The organism is Leifsonia lichenia, from assembly GCF_054780215.1.
Genome location: NZ_BAAGWT010000008.1, coordinates 283,454 through 297,985, shown reverse-complemented (window position 1 = coordinate 297,985; position 14,532 = coordinate 283,454). Strand labels below are relative to the sequence as shown.

Below are 14,532 nucleotides of genomic sequence, written 5' to 3'. Positions count from 1 at the left end.
ACACTCACGGCATGGACCTGCGCGAGGTGGCCGACGAGCTGTACGCCCTGCCAGCGGCCGAGTTCACCGCGTCGCGGAACGCTGCGGCGGGCAGAGCCGGCAAGCCGCTGGCGGCGGAGATCCGCGGGCTCAGGAAGCCGTCGGCGTCTGCGGCGGCCGTGAACGCACTGGTGCGCGAGCATCCGGATGTTGTCGACGCGATCCTGGAGGTCGGCGACCGGATGCGGGAGGCGTTCGCCGAGCGGGACCGCGCCGCGATCCGCGAACTCACCGGCGAGCGGCAGCGTCTCCTGCAGAAGGCGACCCGCACGGCGGGGGCCGCGAGCGCCGCCGTGCTGCGCGAAGTGGAGGACACCCTGCAGGCCGCCGTCATCGACGCGGCAGCGGCGGCCGCCGTGCGCAGCGGGCTGCTGGTGCGGTCGCTGGAGTCGACCGGCGTCGATCAGGTGGACGTGTCGGATGCGGTCGCACTCCCCGTCGACGTGGATGCGCCGCCGCCGGCGCGCGCGCCGCGAACGGCGACGTCTCCGTCCGCAACCCCGTCCAAGCGCGGCGCCGCATCCGCCGCCGAGCCCGCCGAGTCCGCGAGCGAGCGCAGGGAGAGGGAGCGCCGCATCCGGACAGCGGAGAAGGCCCTGGAACGCGCGCGAACCGACGCCGACGCCCTCGACGACGAACTCGACGGGGAAGTGGACAGGCGCACCGACCTCGAAGCCGAACGGGATGCGCTCGCCCGCCGACTCGAACGCACCCAGGACGAACTCGCGGAATCACGGGCGGCAGAGCGCGAGCTGCGCCGCAGGATCACGCAGGCGCAGTCAGCGCTCCGAGATGCGGAGAAGGCATTGCGGGCCGCCCGCGACTGACCAGAAGCCACGCGCACCCGGCCTCACGCCGGGAGGTGCTGCTCCACCGTGTCCTCGCTCATCACGACCATCCCGCCGGTTCGCTGCGAGGTGTGCATGAGCGCCTCGAGCCACTGCGGGTTGATCGCGGGAGGACGGCTGCCGCTGAACTGGAAGGACAGCGGCACCTCACGGCTGATCCAGAGCGAGACGCGTCCGGAGCCCTGCTCGACGGGCACGTCCCAGTTGAGGAGAAAGCTCTCGTGTCGACGAAGCTTCGCCACGATGGCGAGCTTGACGTGACTCAGCACGCGATCGTCGAGGTCGTACTCCTGTCCGGAGCCATAGACCAGTTTTCCCATACCGCCATTGTCCACTATTCCCGGCGCAGAAAACTTTCCCGACCAGGGGGATTGACCGGACCCGCCAAAGTCGATATGCGATCGCGCACCCCTGCCCGTCGGCGCAACCCGGAGCATCCCTGGCACTGGAACTTCGCGCCGGACGACATAGAGTGGCAACCATATGGCAGAACACCCGTCTCCAGCCCTGTCCGACCAGCCAGAACCCGTCGTCGTCTCCGGCGACTCCCGCACGAGCATCCCCACTCTGCGCCGAGGCGATGTGGTGATGCGCAAGGGCGTCCTCACCCTCGTGTCCGGCCCGTTCACGCCGCGTGAATCCATGGTGGAAGACCTGCTGGCGGTGCGGGATGCACTGGATGCTGCCGGCATCGAGCACCTGCTGGTGCGCGGCGACGACGACCGCCGGGTGATCGCGGTCGACCGCCGCCGCCGCAAGGAAGTCACCACCGCGCTCGCGACCGCGTTCGCCGACGAGCCCTTCTACGCCAGGCCCGTGGATGTGGACGGTGTGGATGCGCTGATCGCCGATGGCAGGCTCTCCAGCAGGAAGGCATCCGTCCTCCGCGTCTACCGCCCGCGCCTCGAACCGATCGGCCGCCTGCGCTACGGCGCGGACACCGCCATGCAACTCGAGTTCTGGCGGTTCGGCGACGAGGAGATCGAAGCGCCGCGCCCCAACGCCCTGATGCGCACCCGCCTCCCGCGCAACGAGGCGATCGAGGCGGCCGTGGAACTCTACGGCCGCACCTGGCGCACGCTGGAGCACATGTTCGACCCGCTGGCGAGCGACATCGCGTTCGACATCGACATCGTGTTCTCCTGGGTCGACGGGTCGAGCGCCGAGTTCCAGCGGAAGCGGGCGGCGCAGCAGGCCGCATACGTGGTCGGCGACGGCGACGACAACGAGGCGCGCTACCGGCAGATCGACGAGCTCAAGTACGCGATGCGCAGCGTGCACATGTTCGCGCCGTGGGTGCGCAACATCTACATCGCGACGGACTCGCCGCTGCCGGAGTGGCTGGTGCCGCACCCGAACGTGCACATCATGCGCAGCGAGGACTTCTTCGTCGACACCTCCACGCTGCCGACGCACAACTCGCACGCCGTCGAGAGCCAGCTCCACCACATCCCGGGGATCGCAGAGCACTTCCTGTACTCGAACGACGACATGTTCATCGGCCGTCCGATCTCCCCCGACCTGTTCTTCTCGCCTGGCGGCGTGACCAAGTTCGTGGAGGCGGGGACGCGCATCGGCCTCGGCGAGAGCGACCCTGCCCGCAGCGGATTCGAGAACGCGGCCCGCGTGAACCGACGGCTGCTCTGGGAGCGCTTCGGCGCGGTCACCACCCGCCACCTGGAGCACTGCGCGGCTCCGCTGCGCGTGAGCGTGCTCAACGAGATGGAGCGGGAGTTCCCCGACGACTTCGCGCGCACGGCGGCGAGCCCGTTCCGCTCAGCCACCGACATCTCCGTGACGAACTCGCTCTACCACTACTTCGCGCTGATGAGCGGGCGAGCGGTGGTTCAGACCCAGGCGAGGGTGCAGTACATCGAGACCACGCTGCACGAGGCGTCCGAGAAGATGCGCCGGCTGCTCAAGCGCCGCGACCAGGACATGTTCTGCCTCAACGACGGCTCGAAGCCGGAGATCAGCGTGGAAGAGCGAACCAGGTCGGTCACCGACTTCCTGGAGCGCTACTTCCCGTTCCCTGCGCCGTGGGAGCGTGCGGAGGACTGAGACGGAGACGGCGCGCGCTCGTCGGTCAGGCCATGACCTGGATCGGCGTGGTGGGCGACGGGTCGTTGCGCTGCGCCCCATCCACCTGGACCCGCGAAGCGGCCTGGCCCCGCGCATCCACCAGTGCGGGCGGGATGCGGATGCCGTCCGCGGCGAGGCGGCGAGCGCTCTCGTCGGGGTCGATGTAGTCGAGCGCGGGGTGTGAGCCGAGCGGAACAACGGAGTGCAGCACGGTGGTCGGGTACACGTGCACGAGGTTGAACGCGCGGGCGCCGTCGCGTCCGCGGGTGCCGCCGACCGGCACGTTGAGGTCTTGGGTGTAGCAGCTCGCCGACGCGACAGACACCGGGATGCCCGCGAACGTCGCCATCGAGGAGTAGTGCAGGTGGCCGGCCAGGATGCTCCGCACGTCGCTGCCGTCGAGCACCTCGGCGAGTCCGGACTGGTCGCGCAGCTCGACGGAGACCGCCAGGTCGAGGACGCTGGGGACGGGCGGGTGGTGCATGGCGAGGATCGTGCCCTCTGGCGCGGGGGAGGCGAGTTCGGCGGCGAGCCAGTCGAGTTGCGCGTCCGTGACCTCACCGTAGTGGTGGCCGGGCACGCTCGAGTCGAGGGCGATCACGCGCAGGCCGCCGAACCAGAACACGTCGTCGACCGGTTCGACGGCGGGCAGTTCGTCGCGCAGGCCGTACCGGAACGCTCCACGCTCGTCGTGGTTGCCCATCACCCAGACCACCCGCGCGCCGAGCCGGGCCGCGACAGGGTCGACGATCTCACGGATGGTGGCGTACGCATCCGGTTGCCCCTTGTCGGCGATGTCGCCCGTGAAGACGATCGCCTCCGGTCGCCCGCCGGACGCTTCCAGCTCGGAGAGCAGCGACCGGAGGTGGTGCGTGCTGTCGACGGAGCCGTAAAGCTTCTCACCCCCCGCCAGGAGGTGAGTGTCGCTGATGTGGACCAGGAAGTGGTCCGGTCGTGGGTACTCCGCGATTCGCGTGTTCACGGGACCCATCCCACCACCGCAGTCTGAACGCCTCGTGAACGAACGCGGCGCGCCGCCGTCACCGCGGCCCACGACTTTCGCCCGGTGTCTGGCAAAAGTTGACGAACAGCGGGCGGAACTGGCTAGGCTGGATGCGTTCGCGCGCAACGAATACAGGCAGGGAGGCCTACTGCAATGCCCCAACCCCTCACCGTCGCCGCGATCGGCTTCTGGCACGTGCACGCCGGAGACTACGCGGAAGCCGCGCAACAGCATCCGGACACGCAGCTCGTCGCCGTCTGGGACGACGACGAAGCACGCGGCCGCGCCGCCGCCGAAACGTTCGGCGTGGAGTTCGTCGCCGACCTCGACGAGCTGCTCGCCCGCGACACCCTGGATGCGGTCACCATCACCACCTCCACCGACCAGCACCACGACGTGATGCTGCGCGCGGCGGCAGCCGGCAAGCACATCTTCACGGAGAAGGTTCTCGCCCCCACCGCCGACGAGGCGGAGGACATCGTCGCCGCCGCCGAAGCAGCCGGTGTCGCTCTGGTGGTCTCGCTGCCCCGCCTTTACGACGGATACACGCAGGCGCTCACCGCCATCGTCGACTCCGGCGCGCTCGGCACGCTCACGCACTCGCGCGTGCGGCTGGCGCACGACGGCTGGGTGGCCGGATGGCTGCCGGACCGGTTCGGCAACCCCGCGGAGGCGATCGGCGGGGCGCTCACCGACCTGGGCTGCCACCCGGCATACCTCACCAGGCTGTTCCACCGTGCCGAACCGCTCGCGGTGAGCGCGGTGTACGGGTCGGTCACCGGTCATCCGGTCGAGGACAACGCGGTCGTGACGGCGTCGTTCCCCGGCGGAGCGCTCGGGGTGTTCGAAGCAAGCGTCGCCTCGGCGCCCGGCCAGTTCACGATCGAACTGCGCGGCACAGAGGGCGTGGCGATCTACGGGTTCGGTGGCGAGAAGCTGCTGGTCACCGGCGGCACGTACGGCGACGGGTGGCAGGAGCTGCCCATCCCGGATGCGCTCGACGGCGCATTCGCGGAGTGGGTGGAACGCATCCGCACCGGCACGACGGCGGACGCCATCCTCGACCACGCGCTGGCGCTGACGCGGATCGTCGCGGCGTCGAACGCGTCCGCTGCGAGCGGCGCCGCGGTTCCGGTCGCCGGGCGCGCGGTGCGCAGCGCGGGCTGAGCCGGCCCCGCGCATCCACTCGTTCACTGTCGCTTCGGCGACCCCGCACACTTTTTCGACCCACTTTCCAGAAGGACTCATCATGACTTCCAGCAACGCATCCACCGTCCGCATCGGCCTGATCGGCGCGGGCGGCATCGCAGGCGCGCACGTCGCCGGCTACGCACTCAACCCGGACACGATCACGTTCGCCGCCGTCGCCGACCCCGTGCGCGAGAACGCGGAGGCGCGCGCAGGCGACACCGGCGCCGTCATCTTCGCGGACTACCGCGACATGCTCGCCGACGCCGACATCGACGCCGTCGACATCTGCCTGCCGCACCACCTGCACAAGGACGCGATCGTCGCGGCCGCCCGCGCCGGCAAGCACATCCTGTGCGAGAAGCCGCTCTGCCTCACCCCCGAGGAGGCCCGCGAGGTCTCCGAGGCGGTGTCGGAGGCCGGGGTGACGCTGATGTGCGCCCACAACCAGCTCTTCCTCCCCGCCGTGGCAGCCGCGAAAGAGCTGATCGAGTCCGGCACGCTCGGCACGGTCTACGAGGTGCGCACCACCGACAGCTTCTACAACGACTTCGACCCGTCCACGATGGGCTGGCGCGCCCACGCGGCCACAAGCGGCGGCGGCGAACTCATCGACACCGGATACCACCCCACCTATCTGCTGCTGCACCTCGCGGGCGGCGCGCCCGTGGAGGTGACGGCGATGCTCGCGACGCACCGCCTCGGCTTCATGGAGGGCGAGGACTCGGCGACCGTGGTGGTCCGGTTCGACAACGGGGTGATCGGCACCGTCGTCACGAGCTGGGCATACGACGCGGCGGACAGCACAGAGCGCTTCTCGGCCGTCGGCTCGCTCGGCAGCCTCACCAGCGACGGGACGACGCTCAGCTACCACCTGCGCGGCAGCGAACCGGTGGTGCTCGCCCTGGACCCCGTCGACCAGTTCGGCGAGGAACTCGGCCACTTCGCCACGAGCATCCTGAACGGCACCCGCCCCATCCACACGCAGAAGGAGGGCATCGAGGTGCTGGGGATCATCCTCGGCGCGTACGAGTCCGCCCGCACGCGAGCGGTCGCGGAGGTTCCGTCCCTGGCCGCGGTGTAGCGCGGGCGAGTTTGCCGGCGACGGTCGCGCGCGACGAGCGCTGCGCGGCCGTCGCCGACGGTTCGCGGCCGCTACCGTTGGGCTTGTGGATGCGTTTCCCGAGGTGTTCGAGGTCGAGTCGCGACCTGGTGTGGTGCTGCGGAAGCTGAAGCCGGACGACTGGGCGATCGAGCTGGAACTCGCCAGGGTGCCGGACGTGCCCACGTGGACCCTGTACCCGGCCGACCTCACCGAGGAGCAGGCTCGAAGCCGCGCGACACGTAACGTGGAGCGCGCGGAGGCCGGTTCGGGTATCCGGTACGTGCTCGACGAGCACGGTGTCGCGCTGGGGACCGCTGGCTTCGGCCACGGCGAGCACGGCTTCGAGGTGTTCTACGCGCTCAAACCGGAAGGGAGGGGCCGCGGTCTGGCAACGGCCGCAGTCGCGACGCTCGTCGCCTGGCTCGACGCCCAGGGTGAACCCACGGTGTGGCTGAGCACGTTCGAGGCCACGAGATACCAGTAACTGTCGCGACACGCCCGGTGCGCGCGACAGTTACTGGTATCTCGTGGCCGCGTCAAGCGGGTGGTGTGGATGCGGGCGGCGCGTAGCGTCGGAGTGGCGTCGCCGAACGCCATAGTTTCGCCGCCCCGTGGCTTCCTCACCCCCTGCCATCCGAGGCGGCGGAACTGTATCGGCGGGGCGCGCGGAGCGCTACTCTCGGAGGCAACCGAGAGCCGCCCCAGAGAGCGTCGCACCGAGGAGGACCGTGGACCGCGAGACTGCCACCACGTTTTTCACCACGGCGCCGCCCTGGTTCGGGCGGCCGGAGCGGACGCTGTTCGACTCGGTGGCCACGCGCATCCGGGGCGGGGAAGAGTTGCTGTTCAAGGGCGGCCCCGTGCACGTCACCGCGAGCTGCGTCGTGTTCGACCAGGAGCGCACGCGCGTGCTGCTGGCGTTCCACCGCAAAGGGCGGTTCTGGGTGCAGTTCGGCGGCCACCTCGAGCAGGGGGATGCGGACATCGCGGCGGCGGCCGCGCGCGAGGTGAGCGAGGAGAGCGGGCTGGAGTCGTTCCGGATGCTGTCGGACGATGCCGTGGACCTGCAGGCGCAGCAGCTCGGCGAGCGCTTCAACGGGTGCGACATCCACCTGGATCTGCTGTTCGCCGCGGAGACGGCACGGGATGCGGTGCCGATCGTCAGCGACGAGAGCGAGGCGGTCGAGTGGTTCGAGCTCGACGCACTCCCAACGGATGCGGTGCCCGGCCTGCAGAAGCGGTTGCGCACCGCACGCGAGCGCCTGCCTGCCTGACGGCGGAGCACGCCCGGGCTTGTGCGCCGTCCAGCGGCGAGTAGACAGGGATCATGACCGTCACCGCAGTGCTCTTCGACATCGATGGAACGCTCGTCGACTCCAACTTCCTGCACGTCGACGCCTGGCAGCGTGCGCTCGCCGAGCTGGGATCGCCCACCGACGCCTGGCGCATCCACCGCTCCATCGGGCAGGACTCCGACCGCCTGCTCCGCTCTGTGGCGGGCGACCACGACGACCAGTGGATGCGCGACGCCTCCGACCTGCACTCCCGCTACTACAACGAGCTTGCGCCGCGGCTGCGCGCTTTCGACAGGGTGCAGGAGCTGCTGCGCGCCATCGCGTCCCGCGGGATCGCCGTGGTGCTCGCGACCTCCGCACCGGACGACGAGCTGGAGCTGCTGCTCGACACCATCGACGCTCCGGATGCGATCCACGCCACCACCTCCAGCGACGACGTGCAGACGGCCAAGCCCGACCCGGGCATCCTGGAGGTCGCCCTCGACCGGGCGGGCGCGACGCCGTCCGACGCGATCATGGTCGGCGACTCGGTGTGGGATCTGACCGCGGCGGCGCGCGCGCACGTGCGTTCGGTCGGCGTGCTCAGCGGCGGCGTCGGCGCGCGGGAACTCACCGACGCCGGAGCGTTCGCCGTGTTCGACGACCCGGCCGCGCTGCTGGAGAACCTCGACGCAATACTCTGAAAGCATGTCCGCCGCCGCACCCAGCACCGCCGACCCGTCCAGCACCGCCGCCCCTCTCACCGTCGTCACCGGGGCGAGTCGCGGCATCGGCGCCGCGATCAGCCGCCGCCTCGCCGCCGACGGTCACGACATCGTTGTCTGCTACCGCAGCGACGCCTCCGCCGCGGAGGCGGTCGCCGCGGCGGTGCGCGCATCCGGCCGGCGCGCGATCACCTGCGCGGTCGACACCACGGACGAAGCCCAGGTCGAGGCCGTCTTCGCGGCCGCCGCCGAGCTTGGCACGGTGACAGGACTCGTGAACAACGCCGGGTCGGCGAGCGCCTTCGGGCCGCTGGCCGACGCGGACATCGCGGCGGTGAGGCGCGACATCGACGTCGACCTGGTGGGCGTGCTGATCTGCGCGAAGCACGCCGTGCGCGCGATGAGCGCACCCGGCGCCGACGGGGGCGCGATCGTGAACATCTCGTCGGCCTCCGCCTACCTCGGCAGCCCAGGCAGGTACATCCACTACGCGGCGGCGAAGGCGGCAGTGGATGCGGTCACCGTCGGCCTCTCCAAAGAGGTCGCCTCGCTCGGCATCCGGGTCAACGGCGTCGCGCCGGGGACGATCTGGACCGACTTCCACCCGGAGCCCGGCCGGCCGGACATCGTCGCGCCGACCGTTCCGCTCGGTCGCGGCGGCCAGCCGGAGGAGGTCGCCGGCGCGGTGGCGTGGCTGCTCTCGCCTGACGCGTCGTACGCGACGGGGACGACCATCCGGGTGACGGGCGGGCTGTAGCGGCCCGCTTGCCGCCCGGCCCCTCTTGCCGCCCGGCCCCACTTGCCGCCCGGCCCGTCCGGGAGCACCATCGACGCATGACCAAATACCTCATCTCCTTCCCCGGTGACGCGATGCAGGTCACCGCCGACGAGTTGCCGACGGTCGCGGCCGACTCCCACGCCGTCATCGAGCAGGCCAAGGCCGCGGGTGTCTACGTGTTCGGCGGCGGGATCGCGGAAGACGTCGGTCCCGTGCTGGTCTCCGCGGACGGCTCCGTGAGCACAGAGCTCTACCCCGGCAGCAGCCTCACCGGCGGCTTCACCGTGCTGGAACTGGCGACGCGCGAGGACGCCGTGGAGTGGGCCAGGCGGATCGCGGTGTCGTGCCGGTGCTCGCAGGAGCTCCGCGAGTTCATGTACGACCCCGCGAGCTAGAGCGGCAGCTCCCGCAGCGGGCTCGTCCGCTCGCCGCCGGCGTCCCCGGTGTTCACCGTGCCCTTCGGCTCGAACAGCACAGCGCGCACCTCCTCGTCGGCGAGCGGGCAGTGCTCGACCCCGCGCGGCACGACGAACACGTCGTTCGGGCCGAGGTGCACATCCCCGTCGCGGAGCTGGATGGTGAGCCTGCCGGAGAGCACGAGGAACAGCTCGTCGGTGTCCGGGTGGGTGTGCCAGACGAACTCGCCGAGCAGCTTCACGACCTTCACGTCGTAGTCGTTGACGCTCGTCAGCCGGTGCGGCTGCCAGTGCTCTGCGATGGCTGCGATGGCGTCGTCGAGGTTGTGGACGGTTTCGGTCATGGCACCAAACATACGTCCGCTGGTACAAAACTCTTGCGCCGCGGGCCGCGCGGGCGTTGGATGCTGCCTGAGGCATCCGACGAGAGGGGCACGCCATGTCCGCCAGTGAGCTCGAAATGTCCAGCACGCGATTCCCGTACCGCAGCCGCATCTTCCACGTGGAGAAGCAGGCGCCAGGACGGTGGGTCGTGCTCGACGACTCCCACGCCGAACTCGGCGTGCTGATCAGGGTCTCCAGAGAGGGCGAGGAGCACGAGCCCGTCTTCGGCGCGATCCCGCCGGGCCACGTCGAGACGCTGCACGAGGGGTCGGACTGGAAGATGCTGGTCGCGTCGCTCATCAACGAAGCCCTCGAACCGGCTCCGGGCGCGACAGGCAATCAGGGCGAAGCCTGAACCCGGGCGCCCGCGCCGCGAATCGCCGCACTCGGGATGCGCGCCCCCGCCAGGCCGGCGCTGCCCTGGCCTACGATACGAACGTGAAAGCGACGCTGCGCACGACTCTCGGCTGGGTGGCGGCCGTGCTCATCAACGTCGGCGTGGTCGCTTTCGTCCTCGGCCTCGTCCTGCCGCGCGTCGGCGGAAGCTCGCCCGTGCTGGTGACGGGCGTCGCTCTGTGCATCGTCGGGCTGGCGATCGGCGCCGCGTGGCTGTACCTCTCCCGGCAGCAGCGGCCTTGACCGCTCGGGCTGTTCGCACGCGGTGATCGCTCGGGCTGTTCGCACGCGCTGATCGCACGCGCTGATCGCTCGGGCTCATCCCCCGCCGCTCCCTGAAATTTTCTCCCGCTCCCGCGTCAGGATCTCGACAGAGCCGCGTCTCATCTCGTGAGAGACATCCCATCGCGCGAGGTGCTCGCCTCAGCGGTCTCTCACGGGCGTCCGAACCGGGTGTGTCGGCGTCCTTCGTGGGTGGGGCCGGTCGGGCCCCACCCACGGTTCAGACCACAGAGGAGACCGGCCATGACCATGCTCGACGATGTCCGCGCACCGCGGGGACCGCATCCACTCGTTTCCATCGTGGTGGTGTGCGCGGTGGCGAGCGTCGTGCTCGTCGGCGGGTTGCTGGGGAGCCTGGCCCTGCTGGACGCGCTGTACGGCAAGCTCCTCGTCGACACGCTCTCGCCGTTGGGGCTCTGACCGATGGCGGCGAAACCCACGGCAGCACGGCACCTCACCCTCGTCGGCGGTACAGGGGGCGGCAAACCGCGTCCCGGGCTGCGGCGACTGCGGGCCGCAGTGTTGCAGGAGTACCTCGACAAGCTGCCCGAGTTCCTGTTCGTCTCCGACCTGCTGCAGATGTGCGGGATGCGCTACCCCGAACTCATGGACGCGGTCGAGGGCGGACGGCTCACCCTGGTGAAGCGCGAAGGCGGCATGGGGATCGTGGTCGCGGACAATCTGGTGTTCCTGCGGGAGCGGCGTCTGCTGCAGTTGCCCGTACCGAACCGGGTGAGGGTGAGCCCCGAGCGCGACGAGGAACTGATCGGCGTCTCCGGGGAGGCCTACGCCGAGTTGCTGCGGCGCGCCGACGACGACGGGGTCGGCATCGCGGACGTCATCGACGGGCTGCTGGCCCGATGAGCGAGCTGAGCGATCTGAGCGAACTGAGCGACCGCAGCACCCGTTTCCGTGCCCGCAGCGACGCGCTCACCGGGTACCTCGCCAGCTTCATGCTGTTCCTGTTCGCGGCGGCGCTCGCGCTGGCCGCCACGCGCCCCCAGTTCGCCACGGACACCGGGCTGAGCAGACTCGGCGTCGGCCTGGTGTTCGCCGGGGCGCTCTGCGCCGCTGCACTCGGCGTCGCCGGAGCCGTGGTCATCCACCGCTGGACGCGCCTCCCCCGCTGACCCCAGCAATCGAGCCCCAGCAATCGAGCCCGCAGTTATTCACGCTAAACGTCGCCGAAAGCGTGATTAATTGCGGGCTCGATTGCTGGGGGCGGGGGTGGGGTCAGTCGGGGGCCTCTGTGGTGTCGACGAGGTCGGGGTTGGAGGGGTTCTGCGCCGGGTCGAGTTCGGCGGGCGGCGGTTCTGCGCCGTCGACGCCGGTGGATGCGGCGGTCCCGGTGGTGGGGTCGGGCTCTGCTTGGGCGCCCGAGTCGGCGGAGCCACTGTCGCCGGAGCCACTGTCGGCGGAGCCACTGTCGCCGCCCGCGCCCGCGCCGGGCGAGTCCGCGGTCTCGGTGGGCTCCTCTGTCTGCGCGTCACGGTCGGCGTCGGCGCTGTTCCCGCTCCCGTTCCCGCTCTCGAAGCGGCTCGTGTCCTCCTCCACTGGCACGCCCTCGCTGTCGGTGTTGGGCAGTCCGCTGGTGTCGCTCATCCGGTGCTCCTCTCGCCTCGGTTCCCCTCCACCAAACGCTGAACCCCCTCGCTCTCGCAAGGGGGTTCAGACGGGTACGGCAGCGGTGTAGGTTACGCCGGCTGGTTGGCCGCGGTCGCCGCGTTCGCCGCCGCCACGAGCTGCTGGATCTGCTCGGCGGTCACCGGGCTGCCGGGGAAGGCGGCAACGCGGTTCAGCGGCATCGACTCGGCCATGCGGCGCAGGCCGGGGTCGTCGAGCATCCCGGCGACCGCGCCTCCGCCCGACTGGGCGAGCGCGCCCATCAGGATCTGACTTCCGATCGGGTGGGCGAGCCACTCGCCGATCGTCGAGTCGAACGCGAGCAACGGCAGCCCGGCGTCACCAGCGAGGGTCACCGTCGCCGAACCGCGCAGATCGCGCGAGGATGCCCCGACCGTGACCTCGTACTCCCCGGCCTCCACGGTCCAGCGCTCCTGCGCCGTGTCGTAGAACGCCAGGTCCTCGTTCGGGATGCGCACGGTCGCCCGCTCGGTCGCACCGGCCCCCACCGCGACGTTCGCGAAGCCCTTGAGCTCGCGCACCGGGCGCTGCACCGACGAGCCGGGAACGGACACGTAGACCTGCACGACCTCGCGGCCGTCCCTGTCTCCCGTGTTGACGACGTCGACAGACACCTCGATGCCGTCGCCGTCCTCGGCGGCGGCGACCGTCAGGCCGGAGAAGGCGAACGAGGTGTACGAGAGACCGTGACCGAACGGGAAGCTGACGTCCGCATCCCGTGCGTCGAAGTCGCGGTAGCCGACGAACAGGCCCTCGCCGTAACGCACGTGCCCCTTCTCGCCGGGGAAGTTGAGGAAGGACGCGGTGTCCTCCAGCCGCAGTGGGATGCTCTCGGCCAGACGCCCGGACGGGTTCACCACCCCGAACAGCACGTCAGCGACAGCGCCGCCGCCCGCCTGCCCGAGCAGCCAGCCTTCGACGATCGCGGCCACCCTGTCCGCCCAGCCGGAGACGCGGACGACCCCGCCGTTGGAGAGGACGACGGTGACGCGCGCGCCGGTCGCGATGACCGCATCCAGGAGGGCGGTCTGCGCGGCGGGCAGTTCGAGGTGCTCGCGGTCGAAGCCCTCGGACTCGTCCTCGCCGGGGAGGCCGAGGAAGACCAGCACGTCGTCGGCGGCCTGCGCGGCGGCGACGGCCTCGGCGGTGAGCGCGGAGGCGTCCGGGCCGGCGTCCGAGCCGGCGTCCGAGCCGGCGTCGCCGAGCGCGTAACCGGCTGAGAAGGTCACGGCGCTTTCGCCCGCGATGGCGCGGATCTCGTCCAGCGCGTTGTCGAGGCGCGTCGGCACGATCTGCGACGAGCCGGCGCCCTGGTAGCGCGGGGTGCGCGCGAACTCGCCGATCACGGCGATGCTGCGCCCGGAGGCCGCAGCGAGCGGCAGCACGCCCTCGTTCTTGAGCAGCACCACGCTGCGCCCTGCCACCTCGCGGGCGAGCGCGTGGTGCGCATCCCTGTCGTAGGTCGCGGAGGGGTCTGCGTGGTCGACAGCCTTCTGCACGAGGTCGATGACGCGGTCGGCGGCGGTGGTGAGCACGGACTCGTCCAGCGAGCCGTCCCCGACGGCGGCGACGAGCTGCGCGTCGGTGACGCCGTCGCTCGACGGCATCTCCAGGTCGAGGCCGGCGACCAGCGCATCCACCCGGTTGTTGACAGCGCCCCAGTCGGAGACGACGACGCCGTCGAAGCCCCACTCGTCGCGGAGCACGCGGGTGAGCAGCCACGGGTCTTCGCTGGCGTAGACGCCGTTGATGCGGTTGTACGAGCACATGACGGTCCACGGCTTCGCGGTGCGGACGACGTGCTGGAAGCCGCGCAGGTAGATCTCACGCAGCGGGCGCTCGTCGATGTCGGCGCTGACGCGCAAGCGGTCTGTCTCCTGGTTGTTCGCGGCGAAGTGCTTGAGCGAGCCGCCGACGCCCTGCGACTGCAGGCCGTTCACGAGGGCGGCGCCCAGCCGACCGCTCAGGATGGGGTCTTCCGACAGGTACTCGAAGTTGCGGCCGCAGAGCGGAGAGCGCTTGATGTTGATGCCGGGGCCGAGGAGCACACCGACTCCCTCCGCCTTCGCCTCTTCGCCGAGCGCGGCGCCGACCCGTTCCAGGAGTTCCGCATCCCACGACGAGCCGAGCGCGACGGCGGGAGGGAAGCAGGTGGCGGGAACGCTGTCGCCGATGCCGAGATGGTCGCCGCCCTGCGCCTGCTTGCGCACGCCGTGCGGGCCGTCGGTGAGGTAGATGGACGGGATGCCGACGCGCTCGACGCCTTCGGACTCCCAGAAGCTCTTCCCGCTGGTGAGAGCGGCTTTCTCTTCGGTGCTCAGTTCGGATGCACGGGGCAAGCTGACCATGTTTCTCCTTCGAACGGCTG

General features: G+C 70.5%; 19 protein-coding genes. 14 read left to right on the top strand and 5 right to left on the bottom strand.

Annotated elements, in window-relative coordinates:
- Window positions 1-11: 11 nt before the first annotated feature.
- A complete protein-coding gene (locus ACYVGI_RS14590; RefSeq protein ID WP_460633314.1) occupies window positions 12-866 on the top strand; it encodes a hypothetical protein in 855 nt (284 codons plus the stop codon).
- A 23-nt stretch (window positions 867-889) separates the two neighbouring features.
- On the opposite strand, the gene ACYVGI_RS14585 is transcribed toward ACYVGI_RS14590, so the two are convergent.
- Complete coding sequence (locus ACYVGI_RS14585; RefSeq protein WP_460633313.1) at window positions 890-1,207, bottom strand: DUF7882 family protein; 318 nt, start codon at window positions 1,205-1,207, stop codon at window positions 890-892.
- A gap of 163 nt (window positions 1,208-1,370) precedes the next feature.
- Between ACYVGI_RS14585 and ACYVGI_RS14580 the strand changes: the two genes are divergently transcribed.
- Window positions 1,371-2,948 (top strand): stealth family protein, encoded by a 1,578-nt coding sequence (locus ACYVGI_RS14580; protein ID WP_460633312.1) that lies wholly within the window; start codon window positions 1,371-1,373, stop codon window positions 2,946-2,948.
- A gap of 25 nt (window positions 2,949-2,973) precedes the next feature.
- Here ACYVGI_RS14580 and ACYVGI_RS14575 read toward each other — a convergent pair whose 3' ends face one another.
- Window positions 2,974-3,960, bottom strand: coding sequence for a phosphodiesterase (locus ACYVGI_RS14575; RefSeq protein ID WP_460633311.1), 987 nt, complete (start codon window positions 3,958-3,960; stop codon window positions 2,974-2,976).
- A gap of 165 nt (window positions 3,961-4,125) precedes the next feature.
- Between ACYVGI_RS14575 and ACYVGI_RS14570 the strand changes: the two genes are divergently transcribed.
- The 7 genes from ACYVGI_RS14570 (at window position 4,126) to ACYVGI_RS14540 (ending at window position 9,437) form a co-directional block, all read left to right on the top strand.
- Window positions 4,126-5,139: a Gfo/Idh/MocA family protein gene (locus tag ACYVGI_RS14570; protein ID WP_460633310.1), complete on the top strand. Its 1,014-nt coding sequence runs from the start codon at window positions 4,126-4,128 to the stop codon at window positions 5,137-5,139.
- Window positions 5,140-5,221: 82 nt separating this feature from the next.
- Complete coding sequence (locus ACYVGI_RS14565; RefSeq protein WP_460633309.1) at window positions 5,222-6,244, top strand: Gfo/Idh/MocA family protein; 1,023 nt, start codon at window positions 5,222-5,224, stop codon at window positions 6,242-6,244.
- An 85-nt stretch (window positions 6,245-6,329) separates the two neighbouring features.
- Window positions 6,330-6,749, top strand: a complete 420-nt coding sequence (locus tag ACYVGI_RS14560; RefSeq protein ID WP_460633308.1) for a GNAT family N-acetyltransferase — start codon at window positions 6,330-6,332, stop codon at window positions 6,747-6,749.
- Between the two features lie 244 nt (window positions 6,750-6,993).
- The gene (locus tag ACYVGI_RS14555) at window positions 6,994-7,539 is read left to right on the top strand and encodes an NUDIX hydrolase (RefSeq protein ID WP_460633307.1); all 546 of its coding nucleotides are present in this window, start codon (window positions 6,994-6,996) and stop codon (window positions 7,537-7,539) included.
- Window positions 7,540-7,592: 53 nt separating this feature from the next.
- The gene (locus ACYVGI_RS14550) at window positions 7,593-8,243 is read left to right on the top strand and encodes an HAD family hydrolase (RefSeq protein ID WP_460633306.1); all 651 of its coding nucleotides are present in this window, start codon (window positions 7,593-7,595) and stop codon (window positions 8,241-8,243) included.
- A gap of 4 nt (window positions 8,244-8,247) precedes the next feature.
- Window positions 8,248-9,021 (top strand): SDR family oxidoreductase, encoded by a 774-nt coding sequence (locus tag ACYVGI_RS14545; protein ID WP_460633305.1) that lies wholly within the window; start codon window positions 8,248-8,250, stop codon window positions 9,019-9,021.
- Window positions 9,022-9,098: 77 nt separating this feature from the next.
- Window positions 9,099-9,437 (top strand): YciI family protein, encoded by a 339-nt coding sequence (locus ACYVGI_RS14540; protein ID WP_460633304.1) that lies wholly within the window; start codon window positions 9,099-9,101, stop codon window positions 9,435-9,437.
- Here the strand turns inward: ACYVGI_RS14540 and ACYVGI_RS14535 are convergent.
- Complete coding sequence (locus ACYVGI_RS14535; protein ID WP_460633303.1) at window positions 9,434-9,802, bottom strand: cupin domain-containing protein; 369 nt, start codon at window positions 9,800-9,802, stop codon at window positions 9,434-9,436. The two genes, ACYVGI_RS14540 and ACYVGI_RS14535, sit on opposite strands and share 4 nt — an antisense overlap.
- 116 nt (window positions 9,803-9,918) lie before the next feature.
- Here ACYVGI_RS14535 and ACYVGI_RS14530 point away from each other — a divergent pair, with 116 nt between their 5' ends.
- From ACYVGI_RS14530 to ACYVGI_RS14510, 5 genes are all read left to right on the top strand, one after another.
- Window positions 9,919-10,197, top strand: coding sequence for a hypothetical protein (locus tag ACYVGI_RS14530; RefSeq protein WP_235500541.1), 279 nt, complete (start codon window positions 9,919-9,921; stop codon window positions 10,195-10,197).
- Window positions 10,198-10,280: 83 nt separating this feature from the next.
- A complete protein-coding gene (locus ACYVGI_RS14525) occupies window positions 10,281-10,481 on the top strand; it encodes a hypothetical protein (RefSeq protein ID WP_460633302.1) in 201 nt (66 codons plus the stop codon).
- A 282-nt stretch (window positions 10,482-10,763) separates the two neighbouring features.
- Complete coding sequence (locus ACYVGI_RS14520) at window positions 10,764-10,940, top strand: hypothetical protein (protein WP_460633301.1); 177 nt, start codon at window positions 10,764-10,766, stop codon at window positions 10,938-10,940.
- Between the two features lie 3 nt (window positions 10,941-10,943).
- Complete coding sequence (locus ACYVGI_RS14515) at window positions 10,944-11,384, top strand: hypothetical protein (protein ID WP_460633300.1); 441 nt, start codon at window positions 10,944-10,946, stop codon at window positions 11,382-11,384.
- Complete coding sequence (locus ACYVGI_RS14510) at window positions 11,381-11,650, top strand: hypothetical protein (RefSeq protein WP_460633299.1); 270 nt, start codon at window positions 11,381-11,383, stop codon at window positions 11,648-11,650. The genes ACYVGI_RS14515 and ACYVGI_RS14510 overlap by 4 nt, the downstream gene beginning before the upstream one ends.
- 103 nt (window positions 11,651-11,753) lie before the next feature.
- Here the strand turns inward: ACYVGI_RS14510 and ACYVGI_RS14505 are convergent, their stop codons facing one another.
- Window positions 11,754-12,122, bottom strand: coding sequence for a hypothetical protein (locus ACYVGI_RS14505; protein WP_460633298.1), 369 nt, complete (start codon window positions 12,120-12,122; stop codon window positions 11,754-11,756).
- Window positions 12,123-12,214: 92 nt separating this feature from the next.
- Entirely contained in the window at window positions 12,215-14,512 is a 2,298-nt protein-coding gene (locus tag ACYVGI_RS14500) for a glycoside hydrolase family 3 C-terminal domain-containing protein (protein WP_460633297.1), read from the bottom strand.
- Window positions 14,513-14,532: the final 20 nt, after the last annotated feature.